Below are 15375 nucleotides of genomic sequence, written 5' to 3'. Positions count from 1 at the left end.
GGTGAATGGAACAATACGGGAACATTGCCGCGACGAGCGCCCTCGCCCTTCCTGTGGATCCGCACAGCCGAAGCTTGCGCGGCCGCGCCTTTACGGTCCTTGTTGCAGCCGAAGCCAGGCCCAGTCCCCGAGGCTGCAGCGAAAGCGAGTTCGCGATGACCGTGTCGACCGACGCCCCTCGATCGCCCGAACCGTCCAGCGACATCGCGCGGCTCGTCGAGATCATGGCCTGGCTCCGGACGCCCGGAAAAGGCTGCCCCTGGGACCTCGAACAGTCCTTCGAGACGATCGCCCCCTATACGATCGAGGAAGCCTACGAGGTCGCCGACGCCATCACCCGCGGCGATTTCTCGGAGCTCAAGGACGAGCTCGGCGATCTCCTGCTGCAGGTCGTGTTCCATGCCCGCATGGCCGAGGAACGGGGCCTTTTCGCTTTCCCCGACGTCGTCCGTGCCATCACCGAGAAGCTGATCCGCCGGCATCCCCACGTCTTCGGCTCCGCCCGCGACCTGCCGCCCGACGCCGTCAAGGCGCTGTGGGGCGAGATCAAGCGCGAGGAGAAGCGGCAGAAGGCCGAGGCGCGGGCCAAGGCCGGGCTCCCGCCGCTTGCCGAAGGCGGCGTTCTCTCCGGGATTCCCGCCGCCCTGCCGGGCCTCACCCGGGCCCTGAAGCTGCAGGACAAGGCCGGACAGGTCGGCTTCGATTGGAACAATGTCGACAGCGTTCTCGACAAGATCGTCGAGGAGGCCAACGAGATCGTCGCCGCGCGCCGCGCCGGCGAAGGCACCTCCGCCATAGCCGGCGAGATCGGCGATCTCCTGTTCGCCGTCGTCAACCTCGCGCGCCATCTCGATATCGACCCGGAAGCGGCGCTACGCGCCACCAATGCCAAGTTCGAACGCCGCTTCGGCGTCATCGAGGACCGTCTCGCAGCCGCGGGCCGCAAGCCGGCCGAGGCGTCACTCGACGAGATGGACGCCTTGTGGAACGAGGCCAAGGCCGCCGAGCGCGCGGCAAAACAGGCCGGGTGACGCTCCGCGTTCAGGCCGCCTTGCCGGGCAGGCCCAGCCGGCGTTCGAGCTGCGGCCGCTTGGCCGGTGCGATGCGCAGCGTGACCAGCGTCTCGCCGCTTTCGAGCGCCTCGCGGCTCTCGACTTCGGCATTTTCGTGGATCCAGTTGAGCGTGCGCCCGTCGGCGGCCGGCACGGTGACCGTCATGCGCTCGTGACCCGCCGCGACCCGCTCCTCGATGGCCGCGAGCAGCTCGGGCAGTCCCTCGCCGGTCACTGCCGAGACGAGATAGGGCCGCTGCTCGGTCTCGGCCCGTGCCGCCCGGTTGAGCGCCTCGGTGCGGGCCTCGCCGTCGAGCAGGTCCACCTTGTTCCAGACCTCGATGAGCGCCCGCGAGCCGGAAATGCCGAGTTCGCCGAGAATGGCGGCGACATCGGCCGCCTGCGCTTCCGTATCGCCATGGCTGACGTCGCGGACATGCAGGATCACGTCGGCCTCCACCACCTCCTCGAGGGTGGCGCGGAAGGCGGCGACCAGCATGGTCGGCAGCTCCGAGATGAAGCCGACCGTATCGGACAGGATGGCCTTCGTGCCGTGCGGCAGCCGCAGCTGGCGCAAGGTCGGATCGAGCGTCGCGAAGAGCATGTCCTGCGCCAGCACGCCGCCGGAGGTCAGCGCGTTGAACAGCGTCGACTTCCCGGCATTGGTGTAGCCGACCAGGGCGACGATCGGATAAGGCACGCGCCGCCGGCTCTCGCGATGCAGGCGCCGGGTGCGGGTGACCTGGGCGAGCTCGCGCTCGATCCGGGTGATCCGCTCCTGGATCATGCGCCGGTCGGCTTCGATCTGGGTCTCACCGGGGCCACCCAGAAAGCCGAAACCGCCGCGCTGGCGCTCGAGATGGGTCCAGGAACGGACAAGCCGGCTCTTCTGGTAGCTGAGATGGGCGAGTTCCACCTGCAGCGCGCCCTCCCGGGTGCGGGCGCGCCGGCCGAAGATCTCCAGGATCAGCCCGGTCCGATCGATGACCTTGGCTTTCCAGGCCTTTTCCAGATTGCGCTGCTGCACCGGCGAGAGCGCCGCATCGACGAAGACGAGGCCGGCCTCGTGGGCCGCGACCAGGCCGGCGATCTCCTCGACCTTGCCCTTGCCGATCAGCGTCGCCGGCCGGGGCGCGGCGAGGGTGACGATCAGGCTCTCCACCACCTCGAGATCGATGGCGGCGGCAAGGCCCACCGCCTCGTCGCGCTTGGCCTCGGCCGAGCGCAGCCCTTCGGCGGCGTCGCCGGCGCGGCCGCGCTGCGGCCTGACCGGCACCACCACCATGACGCGCGTCGGCTCGCCGCGCGGTTCGTGCGGCTCATCGGACTTGGAGAGCGAGATGATGTCGGGACGTCTGATATCCAAGCCGGGCCTCGAAAAGGATCTCAGCCCTTGTCGCCCTCGTCCTGCGGTTCGAACAGCTGGACAGGCGCGCCGGGCATGATCGTCGATATGGCGTGCTTGTAGACCAATTGCGAGTGGCCGTCGCGCCGCAGGAGCACGCAGAAATTATCGAACCAGGTGACGACGCCCTGCAGTTTCACGCCGTTGACGAGGAAAATGGTGAGAGGAACCTTGTTCTTGCGGACGTGATTGAGAAAAGTGTCCTGAAGGTTCTGGGCTCGATCCGCCATTGCGTTTTTTCCGTTGTTGCCGCGGCAGAAAGCGCGCCGCGAAGGTTGAGGAACCGGCTCAGCGCCAATTCCGGCTTATTCTTGACTGCCTATTAGAGGACCATCCGTCCGCCGAGCGCAAGCACCGCGGCCTCACGGCCTCGTGTAGTCCCGCCATCGCCTCAGGCGATTTCGGCCACCTCGTGGAATTTCGCGCGGAGATCGCTGGCGATGGACCCCGGCGCGCCGTTGCCGACCGGACGGCCGTCGATCTCGACGATCGGCATCACGATGGTCGTCGCCGAGGTGAGGAAGCACTCGCGCGCCGCCTGTGCCTCGGCCACGCTGAACGGCCGCTCCTCGATGCGGATGCCCTCGCGCTTGCAGAGGTCGAACAGCGTCGTCCGGGTGATGCCCTTCAGGATATTGTTGTCGGCATGCCGGGTCACAAGGACGCCGTCCTTGGTGATGATCCAGGCATTGGTGGACGAGCCTTCGGTGACGAAACCGTCCGCATCGACGAGCCAGGCCTCGAAGGCCCCGGCTTCGCGTGCCGCCTGCTTGGCGAGGCAGTTGGGCAGGAGCCCCACCGACTTGATGTCGACCCGCTCCCAGCGGTTGTCGGGCAGCGTGATCACCTTGACGCCCTTGGCCGCATTGGCCGCGCCCTTTGCCATGTCGACCGATTTCGCGGTCACCACCAGCGCCGGCGGCGTGCCGGGCTTCGGAAAGGCGTGGTCGCGGCGCGCAACGCCCCGGGTCACCTGCATGTAGACGAGGCCGTCGCGCACCCGGTTGCGCCTCACGGTTTCGCGCAGCACCACCGACAGGGGGCCGCGCGCCATGGGCGAGTCGATCCGCAGTTCGCGCAGCGACCGGTCGAGGCGATCGAGATGGCGCGTCTCGTCGACGAGCCGGCCGCCCTTGACCTCGCATACCTCATAGACGCCGTCGGCGAATTGATACCCGCGATCCTCGATATGCACGGCGGCCGATCCGTGGGGCACGTAGCTGCCGTTGACATAGGCGATGCGGGACATTCCGGGCTCCTGTTCGGGCTTGCCATCCACCAGTTGGGCCACCGCATGCGGGGCCGCCTGGTGCGTTGCGCGACGCAGCGCGACGGCGACGCCGCACTGCAGCAGCAATCTGGCATGGTTCGCGCAAGGCGCGAAGACCGGATCTGCACGCGCAAGGCGGCCCTGACGAATTTGCGGGACCGCCCGCTATCGCCGCGACTGCGCCCGAATCAGCCGACGCTGAGCGCCTTCAGCTTGCGATGCAGCGCCGACCGCTCCATGCCGATGAACTCCGCGGTCCGCGAGATATTGCCGCCGAAACGGTTGATCTGTGCCGCCAGATATTCGCGCTCGAAGGCTTCGCGGGCCTCCCGCAGGGGCAGCGCCATCAGGTGCTCGCCCCCCTGCCCCTGCGGCATGGACGGCACGGCCGAACCGACATCGGGCGGCAGCATGGACACGTCGACCACCGCCTCGGGGTCGCCGCCGGCCAGGATCAGCACGCGCTCGATATTGTTGCGCAGTTGCCGCAGATTGCCCGGCCAGTCGTGCGACTGCAGGACGGCCATGGCGTCATCGCCGATGCGGCGCTTCGGCAGGCCGGTGCCCGCCGAGATCTGGTCGAGGAAATGCTCGACGAGGTCGGGGATGTCCTCGCGCCGCTCGGCGAGCGAGGGCACGCGGATCGGCACGACGGCAAGCCGGTGGAACAGATCCTCGCGGAACCGCCCCTCGGCGATCTCCGACTGGATGTCGCGTGCCGTCGAGGAAATGATGCGCACGTCGACCTGGACGCGGGTGGAGCCACCGACGCGCTGGAAGCTCTGCTCCACCAGGACGCGCAGGATCCGGTTCTGCGTCTCGCGCGGCATGTCCGCGATCTCGTCGATGAACAGGCTGCCGCCATGGGCCTCCTCGAGGGCGCCGACCTTGCGCCCCTGGCCGTTCTCGCCTTCCGAGCCGAACAGCTCGATCTCCATGCGCTCGGGCGTGATCGCCGCCGCATTGATGACGATGAACGGGCCGTTGGCGCGGGCCGAGGTCGAATGGATGGTGCGCGCCGTCAGCTCCTTGCCGGCCCCCGACGCGCCGAAGATCATGATCCGGCTATTGGTCGGCGCGACCCGCTCGATCATCTGGCGCAGCTGGTTCATCGCCGACGACCGCCCGACGAGGCCGGTCGCCTGGCCGGAGATCTGGCGCAGCGCCTTGACCTCGCGCTTCAGGCGCGAGGTTTCGATGGCGCGCTCGGCGACCAGCACGAGCCGGTCGGCCTTGAACGGCTTTTCGATATAGTCGTAGGCACCGCGCTTGATCGCGGACACGGCGGTCTCGATATTGCCGTGCCCCGAGATCATCACGACCGGCACTTCCGGGTGGCGCTCCCTGACCACGTCCAGAAGCTGCAGGCCGTCGAGCCGGCTGCCCTGCATCCAGATGTCCAGGAAGATCAGGTTGGGCCGGCGCGCTTCGATCGCGGTCAGCGCCTCGTCTGCATTGCGGGCGGTGCGCGTACGATAGCCTTCGTCGTCCAGAATACCCGCGACGATGTCGCGGATATCGGCCTCGTCATCGACCACCAGAATATCGCCTGCCATTCTTCCTAACCCGTTTTCATGTCACTCGGCCGCCGTGGCGGAGGCCAGGGCGACTTTCTGGTCCTTGAAGCTCAAGCGGATGCATGCGCCCCTGATCCGCCCCTCGGCGTCCGGCGGCGCATCGAACAGGCCGAGGCTGCCGCCGTGTTCCTCGAGAATCTTGCCGACGATGGCCAGCCCCAGCCCCGTCCCCTTCGCCCGCGTCGTGACGTAGGGCTCGAGCAGCCGGTGGCGGTTCTCCTTGGGTAAGCCCATTCCGTTGTCGATGACGTCTATCGCAAAGAAAGGCGGATTTGCGACGAGCCGCACCTTGATGCGCCCCTTGCCGCGGTCTTCCTCGGGAACCGCGGCGATCGCCTCGGTGGCGTTCTTGATGATGTTGGTCAGCGCCTGGCTGATCAGCCGGCGGTCGAAGGAGGCCGGCCACTGGCCGTCCGGCAGGTCGGCCTCGATCTCGATGTCGGGATAGCCGATGCGCATCATGAACACCGCCTCGCGCACGGTATCGGCGACGTCCTCGCGCTCGAAGACCGGCTTCGGCATGCGCGCGAAGGACGAGAATTCATCGACCATGCGGCCGATATCGCCGACCTGGCGGATGATCGTGTCGGTGCACTGGTCGAAGACCTCGCGATCCTCCGATATCACCCGGCCGTAGCGCCGCTTCAGCCGCTCGGCCGAGAGCTGGATCGGCGTCAGCGGGTTCTTGATCTCGTGGGCGATGCGCCGGGCGATGTCGGCCCAGGCCGAGGTGCGCTGGGCGACCACCAGCTCGGTCACGTCGTCGATGGTGACGACCGCGCCATGGGCGCCCTCCTCGTCCGCCTCGAGCGCCACCCGCACGACGAGGGTGCGCTCGCGGCCGCCGCGCACCAGCATGACCTGGCCCTGAACGAGGTTCGCGCCGCCCTGCCCGGCCTTGGCGATGAGATCGGCGAGCTCCGGCACCTTTTCGGCGAGCACCGCCCCCTGCAGCTCGGCGCTCGGCACGCCGAGAATGTCGGCGGCGGAGCGGTTCATCAGCGTCACGTGGCCGGCCTCGTCGAGGCCGAGCACGCCGGCCGTGACGCCGGCCAGCACGGCCTCGGTGAAGCGCCGGCGGCTGTCGATCTGATCGCGGGCGCTGATCAGGTCCTCGCGCTGCTGGCGCAGCTGCGTCGTCATCATGTTGAACGTGTCGCCGAGCTTGGCGAGATCGCCCTCCGACTTGCGGATATGGACCTCGACATTGAGGTCGCCGCCGGCCACCTGGCCGGCCGCCCCGATCAGGCGGCGGATCGGCTGCACCAGCCGGTTGGCGAAGCTGAGGCCCAGGAAGACGGCCGACAGCGTCACCAGCAGCGCGATCAGCGCGAACATCAGCGCGAAGGCGATCTGCAGGCCGAGCCGCCGGTCCTGCAGCTGCTGATATTCGAACAGGCCGAGCTGCGTCGCGCGCAAGTGCTCGCCGATGCGCGGATTGATCGGCCGGACGATGTAGAGAAACTCGTCGACCCCGCGCTTCAGCCGCAGGATCGCCTCGATGAAGTCGCGGTCGCCGCGCGAGGACACGTTGATGATGATGTCGTCGGTCTTGGCCACCTCGTCGAGGATCGCGGCGGGCACGTTGAAGTCGGCCTGCACCGGCACGTCGGCGGCCTCGACGACGCTGCCGTCCGGCCGGATCAGGCGGACCACGACGAAGCCGCGCACCAGTGCCTGGGCGCTCAGGAAGCGCTTGAAATCGACCTGCCGCGCGTCAAGCGAGCGGATGCGCTCGATGTCCTGGGTGAGCGCGCCCGCCTCGGCGCGGACGAGCTCGATCTGCTCGGTAATATAGGCGCTCGCGACCTGTGCCGAGGCTTCGACCGCGCGCCGCACGCCGCCCGAGAACAGGCCTTCCATGCCCCGGTCGAGCGTGACCGATGCGGCGACCGCCAAGACGGCGACGGGAATCGAGGCGACGAAGGCGAAGAGGCGCACGACGCGCTCGTGCAGGCGGGACGCGGCCTGGCCCGTGCGCCGGGCCCGGCGCAGCGCCAGGATCTCGCGCACGATCATCAGCACCAGCAGCAGCACCAGCACGGCATCGATGGCGAGCACGCTCAGCACGACCTGGTGGGTCGGCGCGATCGGCGCGAGGCCGGACACGAGAAGGAAGGTGACGAAGCCGGCGAGCAGCGCCACCGCCACCATGACCGGCCCGGCCCGGCCGGAACGCAGGCGCGGCATCGTGGCCGCGCCGTCGGTGGCGTGGCCTGCGGGTTCGGTCGATGTTTGGGCCGTCATGCGCGCGACGCTCTCCGGACCGGGGCGGCCACCGGACATGGTGGCCTGATCACCCGATCGCGAGGGATTCCTGCGGCATTTTTACAACAACTGTGACCGAAAAGTGACGGAAACCCGGCTCGCGTCAGCGCGAGGTCCGGATCACCTGAATATCGAGGTCACGCACCTTCTTGCGCAGCGTGTTCCGATTGACCCCGAGAAGGTCGGCCGCCTTGATCTGGTTGCCGCGGGTGGCGGCCAGCGCCGCCGAGATCAGCGGCACCTCCACCTCGCGCAGCACCCGGTGATAGAGGCCGGGCGGCGGAATGTCGTCGCCGAAGGAGCGGAAATAGGTGCCCATATGGCGTTCGACCGAGGCCATCAGCGTCTCGTCCTCGCGCGCCGCCTCGCCCGCCGCCACCGGCTCGGGCACCGACAGCTCGTTGTCGATGATCGGCCCGGTGATCACCTCCTGGGGATAGAGCGCGGTCAGCCGCCGGATCATGTTTTCCAGCTCGCGCACATTGCCCGGCCAGCGGTAGCGCTTGAGCTTCTCCATGGCGACCGCGTCGATCTGCTTCGCCGGCAGGCCCTCGCGCTCGGCGAGCGTGAAGAAGTGGCGGACGAGATCCGGCACGTCGTCGCTGCGCTCGCGCAGCGGCGGCAGGCGCAGCGGCACGACGTTCAGCCGGAAGAACAGGTCCTCGCGGAACATGCCCTGCTGGATCTGCTGACGCAGGTCCTTGTTGGTCGCCGCGACGATGCGCACGTCGGCCTTGATCGGCGTGCGGCCGCCGACCGTCGTATACTCGCCCTGCTGCAGCACGCGCAGGAGCCGCGTCTGGGCCTCCATCGGCATGTCGCCGATCTCGTCGAGGAACAGCGTGCCGCCCTCGGCCTGTTCGAAACGGCCTGGATTGCGCGCCTGGGCGCCGGTGAAGGCGCCCTTTTCATGACCGAACAGCTCGCTCTCGATCAGATCGCGCGGGATCGCCGCCATGTTGATCGCAACGAAGGGTCCCGACCGGCGCTTGCCGTAGTCGTGCAGCGCGCGGGCGACCAGCTCCTTGCCCGTGCCGCTCTCGCCGACGATCATCACCGTCAGGTCGGTCTGCATCAGCCGGGCGAGCACCCGGTAGATGTCCTGCATGGCCGGCGAGCGGCCGACCAGCGGGATCGCGTCGCCGTCGGCGGGCGCAGCCTTGCCGCCCAGCTTGCCTTTCGGCTCGGCCAGCGCCCGGCCGACGATCGACACGAGCTCCTTCAGGTCGAAGGGTTTCGGCAAGTAGTCGTAGGCGCCGCGTTCGGAAGCCTTGATCGCGGTCATGAAGGTGTTCTGGGCGCTCATCACCACGACCGGCAGGTCGGGCCGCAGCTTCTTGATGCGCGGCAGCAGGTCGAAGGCGTTCTCGTCCGGCATCACCACGTCGGTGATGACGATGTCGCCGTCGCCCTGCGCGACCCAGCGCCAGAGCGTCGTGGCATTGCCCGTCAGCCTGACGTCGTAGCCGGCCCGCGACAGCGCCTGGTTCAGCACCGTGCGGATGGCGGCGTCGTCATCGGCAACCAGGATCGTTCCCGTCGGCATGGTCGGCCTCGTCAGAGCGGTTTGCGGCCGGCCACGTCGCCATGCGACAGCCGGGCCATGGGGAGGAGGATGCGGAACAGGGTCCGGCGCGGCTGGCTGTCGCATTCGACGATGCCGCCGTGATCGCCGACGATCTTGGCGACCAGGGCGAGGCCGAGGCCCGATCCGGAACTCTTGGTGGTGACGAACGGGTCGAACAGGTGTGGCAACAGGTCGTCCGGCACGCCGGGACCATTGTCGCGGATGCAGACCTCGAGCGGCAGCGCCACCCGGCTGTTGGTGCCCGGCATGGTCAGCCGCACGCCGGGGCGGAACGCGGTGGAGAGCAGGATCTCGCCGTCGGATGCGTGGTCGCCGATCGCCTCGGCGGCGTTCTTGGCGAGGTTGAGGAACACCTGGATGAGCTGGTCGCGATTGCCGAAGACCGGCGGCAGCGAGGGATCGTATTCCTCGGCGAACCGGATATGGCGGGCAAAGCCGGACTGCGACAGCTTCTTCACGTGTTCGAGCACGACATGGATGTTGACCGGCTCGCGCTCGACCGGGCGATCGTCGGAAAACACCTCCATGCGGTCGACCAGCTTCACGATGCGGTCGGCCTCGTCGCAGATGAGCCGCGTCAGCGTGCGATCCTGGTCGTCCACCGAGCTTTCGAGCAGTTGGGCCGCGCCGCGAATGCCCGACAGCGGGTTCTTGATCTCATGGGCGAGCATGCCGGCCAGCGCCGTGACCGAGCGTGCGGCGCCGCGATGGGTCAGCTGCCGGTCCATCTTGTCGGCGATGGTGCGCTCCTGGAGCATGATCACCACCGCGCCGGCCCGTTCCGGCAGGGGCGCGACATAGATGTCGACCACGCGTTCGGCGCCGTTGCGCGGCGTGCCGAGGTCGACCTTGTATTCGTTGACCGGCGCACCCCGCTCGCGGACCTGCTCGATCAGCGCGAGCAGCGGACTGCCGAATGGCACCAGTTCGCGCAGGGCGTGGCGCCGCAGCACGGGGATCGAGGCCTGGAAGAAGGCCTCCGCCGCCGCGTTGCCGTCGAGGACCACGCCCTCGGCCGAGACGCTGACGACCGGATGGGGCAAGGCGTTCAGGATCGAATCGGAGCCGGGCGCGGCGGATGTCCCGGCCGGCGGCTTGGTCGCGACTGTCATGCGGCCGCCCTCCAGGCGAACGTGTCATAGGCTTCGGCGAGGGCACGGATCACGACCGACGGCTGATCGAGCGTCAGCACCCGCTGGCGCGCCGCCGCAAGCTCCCCCGGAGCCGCGCCGACCGCCTGGGCGGCATGGTCGAGCGCCCAGCCGAGATGCTTGCGCGCGTGGCGGACGCCGACATCCGCGCCATAGTGGCGCAGCTGGTCCTCGTAGAGCTCGACGGCAATCCGCCGCTGGCTGTCGAGGTCGGGGTCGTCGGGCACCGGGGCGCCCGCAAGATGGGCGGCGACCTGCGCGAGGAACCAGGGGCGCCCCTGCGCACCGCGCCCGATCATCACGGCATCGGCCTGCGCGTGACGAAGGCAGTCCGAGGCCGCCGCGAGCGTCGTCACGTCGCCGTTCGCCACCAGCGGCAGGCGTGTCGCGGCGCGCACCGCGGCGATGGCGGACCAGTTGGCACGGCCCTTGTAGAATTGCTGGCGCGTCCGGCCGTGAACCGTGATCAGCCTGACGCCCAGCGCCTCGGCGCGGCGCGCCAGTTCCGGCGCATTGATCGAGGCCTCGTCCCAGCCGAGGCGCATCTTCAGCGTCACCGGCACATCGACCGCCGCGACGGTCGCCGCGATCAGCGCTTCGGCGAGATCGAGATCGCGCATCAGCGCCGAACCGGCATAGCCGCCCGTGACCCGCTTGGCCGGACAGCCCATATTGATGTCGATGATGCCGGCGCCGGCGCCGGCGGCCACCTTGGCGCCCTCCGCCATCCAGCGCGGCTCGCAGCCGGCGATCTGCACCACGTGCAGGTCGAGCCCGTCGCCCTCCGCGCGCAGCCGCGCCTCTTCGTCGCCCAGCGCCAGGTCATCGCTCGGCACCATCTCGGACACGACCCAGCCGGCGCCGAAGCGCGCGACCATGCGGCGGAACGGCGCATCGGTCACGCCCGACATCGGCGCGAGCGCGACCGGGCTTGCGACGGCGATGCCGCCGATCGACAGGGCCGCCCCGGAAGGCGTCGAATTGGGCAGGCCGGCCATTGATGTGCCTATTTCCTGTGCGCTCTCGATTGTGCCTACAGTTTAGACATGTTTTGCCGCACTGCACAAGAGCATTGCGCGCATGTCCCGCGTCTCACCCGCGGTGGATGCGGTCGACCGGGGCGCGGTAGCCCCTGCCCGCGATCCGGGCTAGGTAGAGCCCTCGACTGGCGGAAGCATGATGACCTCGACCCCGATCGTTGCCGCATTGATCGTCGCTGCCGGACGCGGCACCAGGGCCGGCCACGGCCTGCCGAAACAGTACAGGCACGTCGGCACGCGGCCGCTGATCGCCCATTCTGTGGCGATCTTCGCCGATCACCCGGCGGTCTCGACGGTGCGGGTGGTGATCGAGCCGGCCGACAGCGACATCTACCACCGCTCGGTGCCCGCCTCCGCCGCGCTCGGCGCGCCGGTCGCCGGCGGCGCGACGCGCCAGGCGTCGGTGCGGGCCGGCCTGGAGGCGCTCGCCGCCGAAGCACCGGACCTCGTGCTGATTCACGACGCCGCCCGGCCCTTCGTCTCGCATGCCATCATCGACCGGGCGCTGGCAGCCCTCGGCGATCCTGCCGTGCTGGCCGCTGTGCCCGGCACGCCGGTGGTCGACACGGTCAAGAGCGTCGATGCAGACGAGACCGTCACCGGCACCCCCGCGCGTGCGGCGCTGCGCGCCATTCAGACGCCGCAGGCCTTCCGCTTCCTGCCGCTGCTCGATGCGCACCGCCAGGCCGCCGCGGCCGTCGACTTCGTCGCCACCGACGATGCCGCCGTGATGGAATGGGCCGGACATGCGGTGCGTGTCTTTGCCGGCGATCCGGCCAATGTGAAGCTCACCTACGCGCAGGATTTCGCCGCGGCGGAGCGATTGATGACGGGACATGCCGCAATGAACGACGTCCGGATCGGCCAGGGCTACGACGTGCATGCCTTCTGCCCGGGCGACCATGTCTGGCTCGGCGGCGTCAGGATCGACCACGACTGCGGCGTCCTCGCCCATTCCGACGGCGACGTGGTGCTGCATGCCCTGACCGATGCCCTGCTCGGCGCGATCTCCGACGGCGACATCGGCAGCCATTTCCCGCCGAGCGACCCGCAATGGCGCGACGCCTCCTCCGATCTCTTCCTCGCCCATGCCGGCGCCCGCATCGCCGCGCTCGGCGGCCAGGTCGGCAATGTCGACATCACCATCGTCGCCGAAGCGCCCAAGGTCGGCCCGCACCGCGATGCCATGCGGGCCCGCATTGGCGCGATTCTTGGCCTTGCGCCGGAGCGGATCGCCATCAAGGCGACGACCAGCGAGAAGATGGGCTTCATCGGCCGGCGCGAGGGACTTGCGGCGCTGGCGGTCGCGACCGTTCGCCTGCCCGGCGAATGAGCCAGAGGAGACCTGACCATGGAGGACAGTCACATCCGCGCCGCGGCGACCGAGGTCCTGACGCTCTGCCGCGCCGCCGGCCTGATGGTGGCCACCGCCGAGAGCTGCACGGGCGGCCTGGTCGCCGGCGCGCTGACAGCGATTGCCGGTTCCTCCGATGTGGTTGACCGGGGCTTCGTCACCTATACCAACGAGGCCAAGCAGGAGATGCTCGGCGTGCCGGCGGACGTTCTCGCGCGTGTCGGCGCCGTCTCGCGCGAGACCGCCGAGGCCATGGCGCGCGGCGCGCTCGCCCATTCACGCGCCGGTCTCGCCGTATCGATCACCGGCATTGCCGGCCCCGGCGGCGGCAGCGCCGACAAGCCGGTGGGGCTCGTCCATTTCGCGGCCGCCGCGCGCGACGGCCGGCTGATCGCCGAGGAGCGCCGCTTCGGCGCCCTCGGCCGCGACGCGGTGCGGATGGAAAGCGTCGCCGTCGCGCTCGGCATGCTCCGGGCGCTGGCGGTCAGCGCCAGTAGCGGGCGATGATCGCACCGACGATGTTCGAATAGTCGTCGGTCCACGGCCTGGCATCGCTGCGCACGGGTTGCCAGCCATGCGCAGCGTCGAGCCGGCCGAAGCTGTCCGCCTGTTCCGCGACGACCACGACCGTGGCGCTGAAACGCTTGGCCTCGACCGCCTCGGGCGGCGAGACATAGGCAATGCCGCGCGCGGCAAGGCCTTGAGCGGCGGCGGTCGCCGCCACCGCCGGCGAAAGCTCCATGTGCCGGTTGGAGACGTGCAGCGCGACGAGGCCGCCCGGCGCCAGCTTGCGCCGGTAGACCGCCAGCGCCTCGGCGGTCAGAAGATGGCTCGGGATCGAGTCGGACGAAAAGGCGTCGATGATGATGAGATCGGCCGCGCCCTGCTCGCCGTCCGCGAGGGTCAGGCGGGCATCGCCCAGAATGATTGGCGCCTCGGGGGCGCATTGGCGCAGAAACGAGAATTCGGTGCGGGCGATCCGCTCGATTTCCGCGTCGATCTCGTAGAACCGCCAGGCGTCGCCGGGCACGGCGTAGCAGGCAAGGCTGCCCGAGCCGAGGCCGACCACCGCCACCCGGATCGGCCGGCCAAGCCTTTCCCGCGTCGCGGCGATCGCCTGCCCGAGCGGTCCAGCCGCATGATAGTAGCTGAGCGGCTCTGGCCGGCCGGTCGCGGCGATGCGCTCGATGCCGTGCACGGTGGTGCCGTGAGCCAGCTGCTTGAACCGGCCGTCGTCGGTGACCGAGATCCTGTGGACGCCGAAGAAGCTGCGGGTGGTATGCGTCTCGCCGGTGCCGCCATCGAAGACGCGCATGATGCCGACCGCCAGCATCATCAGCAGCATCAGCCGGAACGGCCGGTTGCGCCAGAGGATGGCGCCGATCAGCAGCCCGCGCATGAGCAGAACCGCTGCGGCCGCCAGCATCGGCCAGGCCGGGACGCCGGCCACGCCGGCGAGCACCAGCGCGGCGCCGGCGGCGGCAAGTCCCTGGGCCACCCGATCGGCCTTGAACGCCTGCCAGGACGCCCCCGGCCGGCACAGGACCGCCAGTCCCAGGAGCAGCGGATATTCGGCGACCCAGGAAAACAGATGAGGCGCCAGCAGCCCGGTGAAGATGCCGCCGAGCATGCCGCCGAACGACATCCAGAGATAGAAGGCCGTGAGATGGCGCGGCGCCGGCCGGCGCCGGGCGAGCTCGCCATGACACACCATGGCGGTCACGAAGAAGGCGGCGAGATGCAGCAGGACCACCGGCCCGAGCGCGCTGATGGCCGTCTGCGCCGTCAGCGTCAGCACCACCATGATCAGCAGAAAGGGCTGCAGCATCAGGAGGAAGCGATGCGAGACCAGCTCCCGGTCCTGGAACACCAGCACGAAGGTCAGCAGGAACAGGCCGAGTGGCAGCACCCACATGAAGGGCGCGGCGGCGACATCGGTGGAGAGATAGGCGGTGACCGCCACCATCAGCGCCGAAGGCACGAAGGCGAAGCCGACCCAGCCAGCAATGGCGCGGAATTCCGGTGCCGCGCCCGTGCCGACCTCGGTCAGGCCGGCCGACTCGCCCGTCTCGGCCGCCGGCAGCTGGACGAGCAGCGCGCCGCAGAAGGCGACGAGCGCGATCAGGAGGTAGAAGCCCTGCGACCACGCCGTCACCTGGAGGCCGAGCGTCGTGAGCGGCTCCACGAGGAACGGATAGGACAGCAGTGCCAGGAACGAGCCGACATTGGAGGCGGCGTAGAGCCAGTAGGGATTCCGGCCTTGGCCGTAATGTGTCCGGGCGAACCAGGCCTGCAGCAGCGGCCCATTGGCGGACAGTACGAAGAACGGCAGGCCGATGGAGGCCGTGAACAGGCCGATGAGCCAGAGCGTCTCGCCGTTCGCTGGAGGCCGGCCCCAGCCGCCGGCCATGCCGAGCGGCAGGGCGAGCGAGGCCGCGGCGAGGACGGCGATATGGACGGCCACGGCCGCGCGCGGCCGCAGACAGGTCGTCAGCACATGGGCATAGGCATAGCCGCCGAGCAGCATGGCCTGGAAGAACACCATGGCGACCGACCAGACGCCCGGACTGCCGCCAAGGCGCGGCAGGACCATTTTCGCGAATAGCGGCTGGACGGCGAACAGCAGGGCAGCGCTGGTGAACACAGCTCCGCCGAAGGCCGCGGTGATCC

General features: G+C 69.3%; 11 protein-coding genes and 1 pseudogene. 3 read left to right on the top strand and 9 right to left on the bottom strand.

Annotated features, from left to right (window positions below; translation table 11 throughout):
• The first annotated feature begins 155 nt into the window (after nt 1-155).
• Nucleotides 156-1031, top strand: a complete 876-nt coding sequence (gene mazG / locus OZ671_RS20055; protein ID WP_268862393.1) for a nucleoside triphosphate pyrophosphohydrolase — start codon at nt 156-158, stop codon at nt 1029-1031.
• A gap of 10 nt (nt 1032-1041) precedes the next feature.
• Here the strand turns inward: mazG and hflX are convergent, their stop codons facing one another.
• From hflX to dusB, 8 genes are all read right to left on the bottom strand, one after another.
• Entirely contained in the window at nt 1042-2337 is a 1296-nt protein-coding gene (gene hflX / locus OZ671_RS20050; RefSeq protein WP_442957108.1) for a GTPase HflX, read from the bottom strand.
• 101 nt (nt 2338-2438) lie between these two features.
• Nucleotides 2439-2687, bottom strand: coding sequence for an RNA chaperone Hfq (gene hfq / locus OZ671_RS20045; RefSeq protein ID WP_038313031.1), 249 nt, complete (start codon nt 2685-2687; stop codon nt 2439-2441).
• A 161-nt stretch (nt 2688-2848) separates the two neighbouring features.
• On the bottom strand, nt 2849-3706 hold the full coding sequence (locus OZ671_RS20040) for a D-amino-acid transaminase (RefSeq protein ID WP_268862391.1): 858 nt from the start codon (nt 3704-3706) through the stop codon (nt 2849-2851).
• Between the two features lie 209 nt (nt 3707-3915).
• Nucleotides 3916-5283 carry a nitrogen assimilation response regulator NtrX gene (ntrX, locus tag OZ671_RS20035; protein WP_268862390.1) on the bottom strand — a complete coding sequence of 456 codons (1368 nt, stop codon included), beginning with the start codon at nt 5281-5283 and terminating at the stop codon, nt 3916-3918.
• Between the two features lie 21 nt (nt 5284-5304).
• A complete protein-coding gene (locus OZ671_RS20030) occupies nt 5305-7551 on the bottom strand; it encodes a sensor histidine kinase NtrY-like (RefSeq protein WP_268862389.1) in 2247 nt (748 codons plus the stop codon).
• 124 nt (nt 7552-7675) lie between these two features.
• Entirely contained in the window at nt 7676-9118 is a 1443-nt protein-coding gene (gene ntrC, locus OZ671_RS20025) for a nitrogen regulation protein NR(I) (protein ID WP_038313021.1), read from the bottom strand.
• A gap of 11 nt (nt 9119-9129) precedes the next feature.
• Nucleotides 9130-10272, bottom strand: a complete 1143-nt coding sequence (locus OZ671_RS20020) for a two-component system sensor histidine kinase NtrB (protein WP_268862388.1) — start codon at nt 10270-10272, stop codon at nt 9130-9132.
• Nucleotides 10269-11309, bottom strand: coding sequence for a tRNA dihydrouridine synthase DusB (gene dusB, locus OZ671_RS20015; RefSeq protein WP_268862387.1), 1041 nt, complete (start codon nt 11307-11309; stop codon nt 10269-10271). The genes OZ671_RS20020 and dusB overlap by 4 nt, the downstream gene beginning before the upstream one ends.
• A 181-nt stretch (nt 11310-11490) precedes the next feature.
• On the opposite strand from dusB, the gene OZ671_RS20010 reads away from it, so the two are divergent.
• Entirely contained in the window at nt 11491-12684 is a 1194-nt protein-coding gene (locus OZ671_RS20010; protein ID WP_268862386.1) for a bifunctional 2-C-methyl-D-erythritol 4-phosphate cytidylyltransferase/2-C-methyl-D-erythritol 2,4-cyclodiphosphate synthase, read from the top strand.
• Between the two features lie 18 nt (nt 12685-12702).
• Nucleotides 12703-13188 (top strand): annotated as a pseudogene (locus OZ671_RS20005) (CinA family protein); the annotation flags it as partial.
• Between the two features lies 1 nt (nt 13189).
• Here OZ671_RS20005 and OZ671_RS20000 read toward each other — a convergent pair.
• Nucleotides 13190-15373, bottom strand: a complete 2184-nt coding sequence (locus OZ671_RS20000; RefSeq protein WP_442957106.1) for a spermidine synthase — start codon at nt 15371-15373, stop codon at nt 13190-13192.
• Nucleotides 15374-15375: the final 2 nt, after the last annotated feature.

The sequence above is a fragment of the Phreatobacter sp. AB_2022a genome (assembly GCF_026847585.1).
Taxonomy (GTDB): domain Bacteria; phylum Pseudomonadota; class Alphaproteobacteria; order Rhizobiales; family Phreatobacteraceae; genus Phreatobacter.
Note: the sequence above shows the minus strand (reverse complement) of the source record. Positions and strands in the feature narration are given on the sequence as shown.

What these genes read in the sequence shown, in the direction of transcription:
- mazG (WP_268862393.1), top strand. Translation starts at nt 156, where the DNA reads ATGACCGTGTCGACCGACGCCCCTCGATCGCCCGAACCGTCCAGCGAC.
- hflX (WP_442957108.1), bottom strand. Translation starts at nt 2,337, where the DNA reads ATGGTGGTGGTGCCGGTCAGGCCGCAGCGCGGCCGCGCCGGCGACGCC.
- hfq (WP_038313031.1), bottom strand. Translation starts at nt 2,687, where the DNA reads ATGGCGGATCGAGCCCAGAACCTTCAGGACACTTTTCTCAATCACGTC.
- OZ671_RS20040 (WP_268862391.1), bottom strand. Translation starts at nt 3,706, where the DNA reads ATGTCCCGCATCGCCTATGTCAACGGCAGCTACGTGCCCCACGGATCG.
- ntrX (WP_268862390.1), bottom strand. Translation starts at nt 5,283, where the DNA reads ATGGCAGGCGATATTCTGGTGGTCGATGACGAGGCCGATATCCGCGAC.
- OZ671_RS20030 (WP_268862389.1), bottom strand. Translation starts at nt 7,551, where the DNA reads ATGACGGCCCAAACATCGACCGAACCCGCAGGCCACGCCACCGACGGC.
- ntrC (WP_038313021.1), bottom strand. Translation starts at nt 9,118, where the DNA reads ATGCCGACGGGAACGATCCTGGTTGCCGATGACGACGCCGCCATCCGC.
- OZ671_RS20020 (WP_268862388.1), bottom strand. Translation starts at nt 10,272, where the DNA reads ATGACAGTCGCGACCAAGCCGCCGGCCGGGACATCCGCCGCGCCCGGC.
- dusB (WP_268862387.1), bottom strand. Translation starts at nt 11,309, where the DNA reads ATGGCCGGCCTGCCCAATTCGACGCCTTCCGGGGCGGCCCTGTCGATC.
- OZ671_RS20010 (WP_268862386.1), top strand. Translation starts at nt 11,491, where the DNA reads ATGACCTCGACCCCGATCGTTGCCGCATTGATCGTCGCTGCCGGACGC.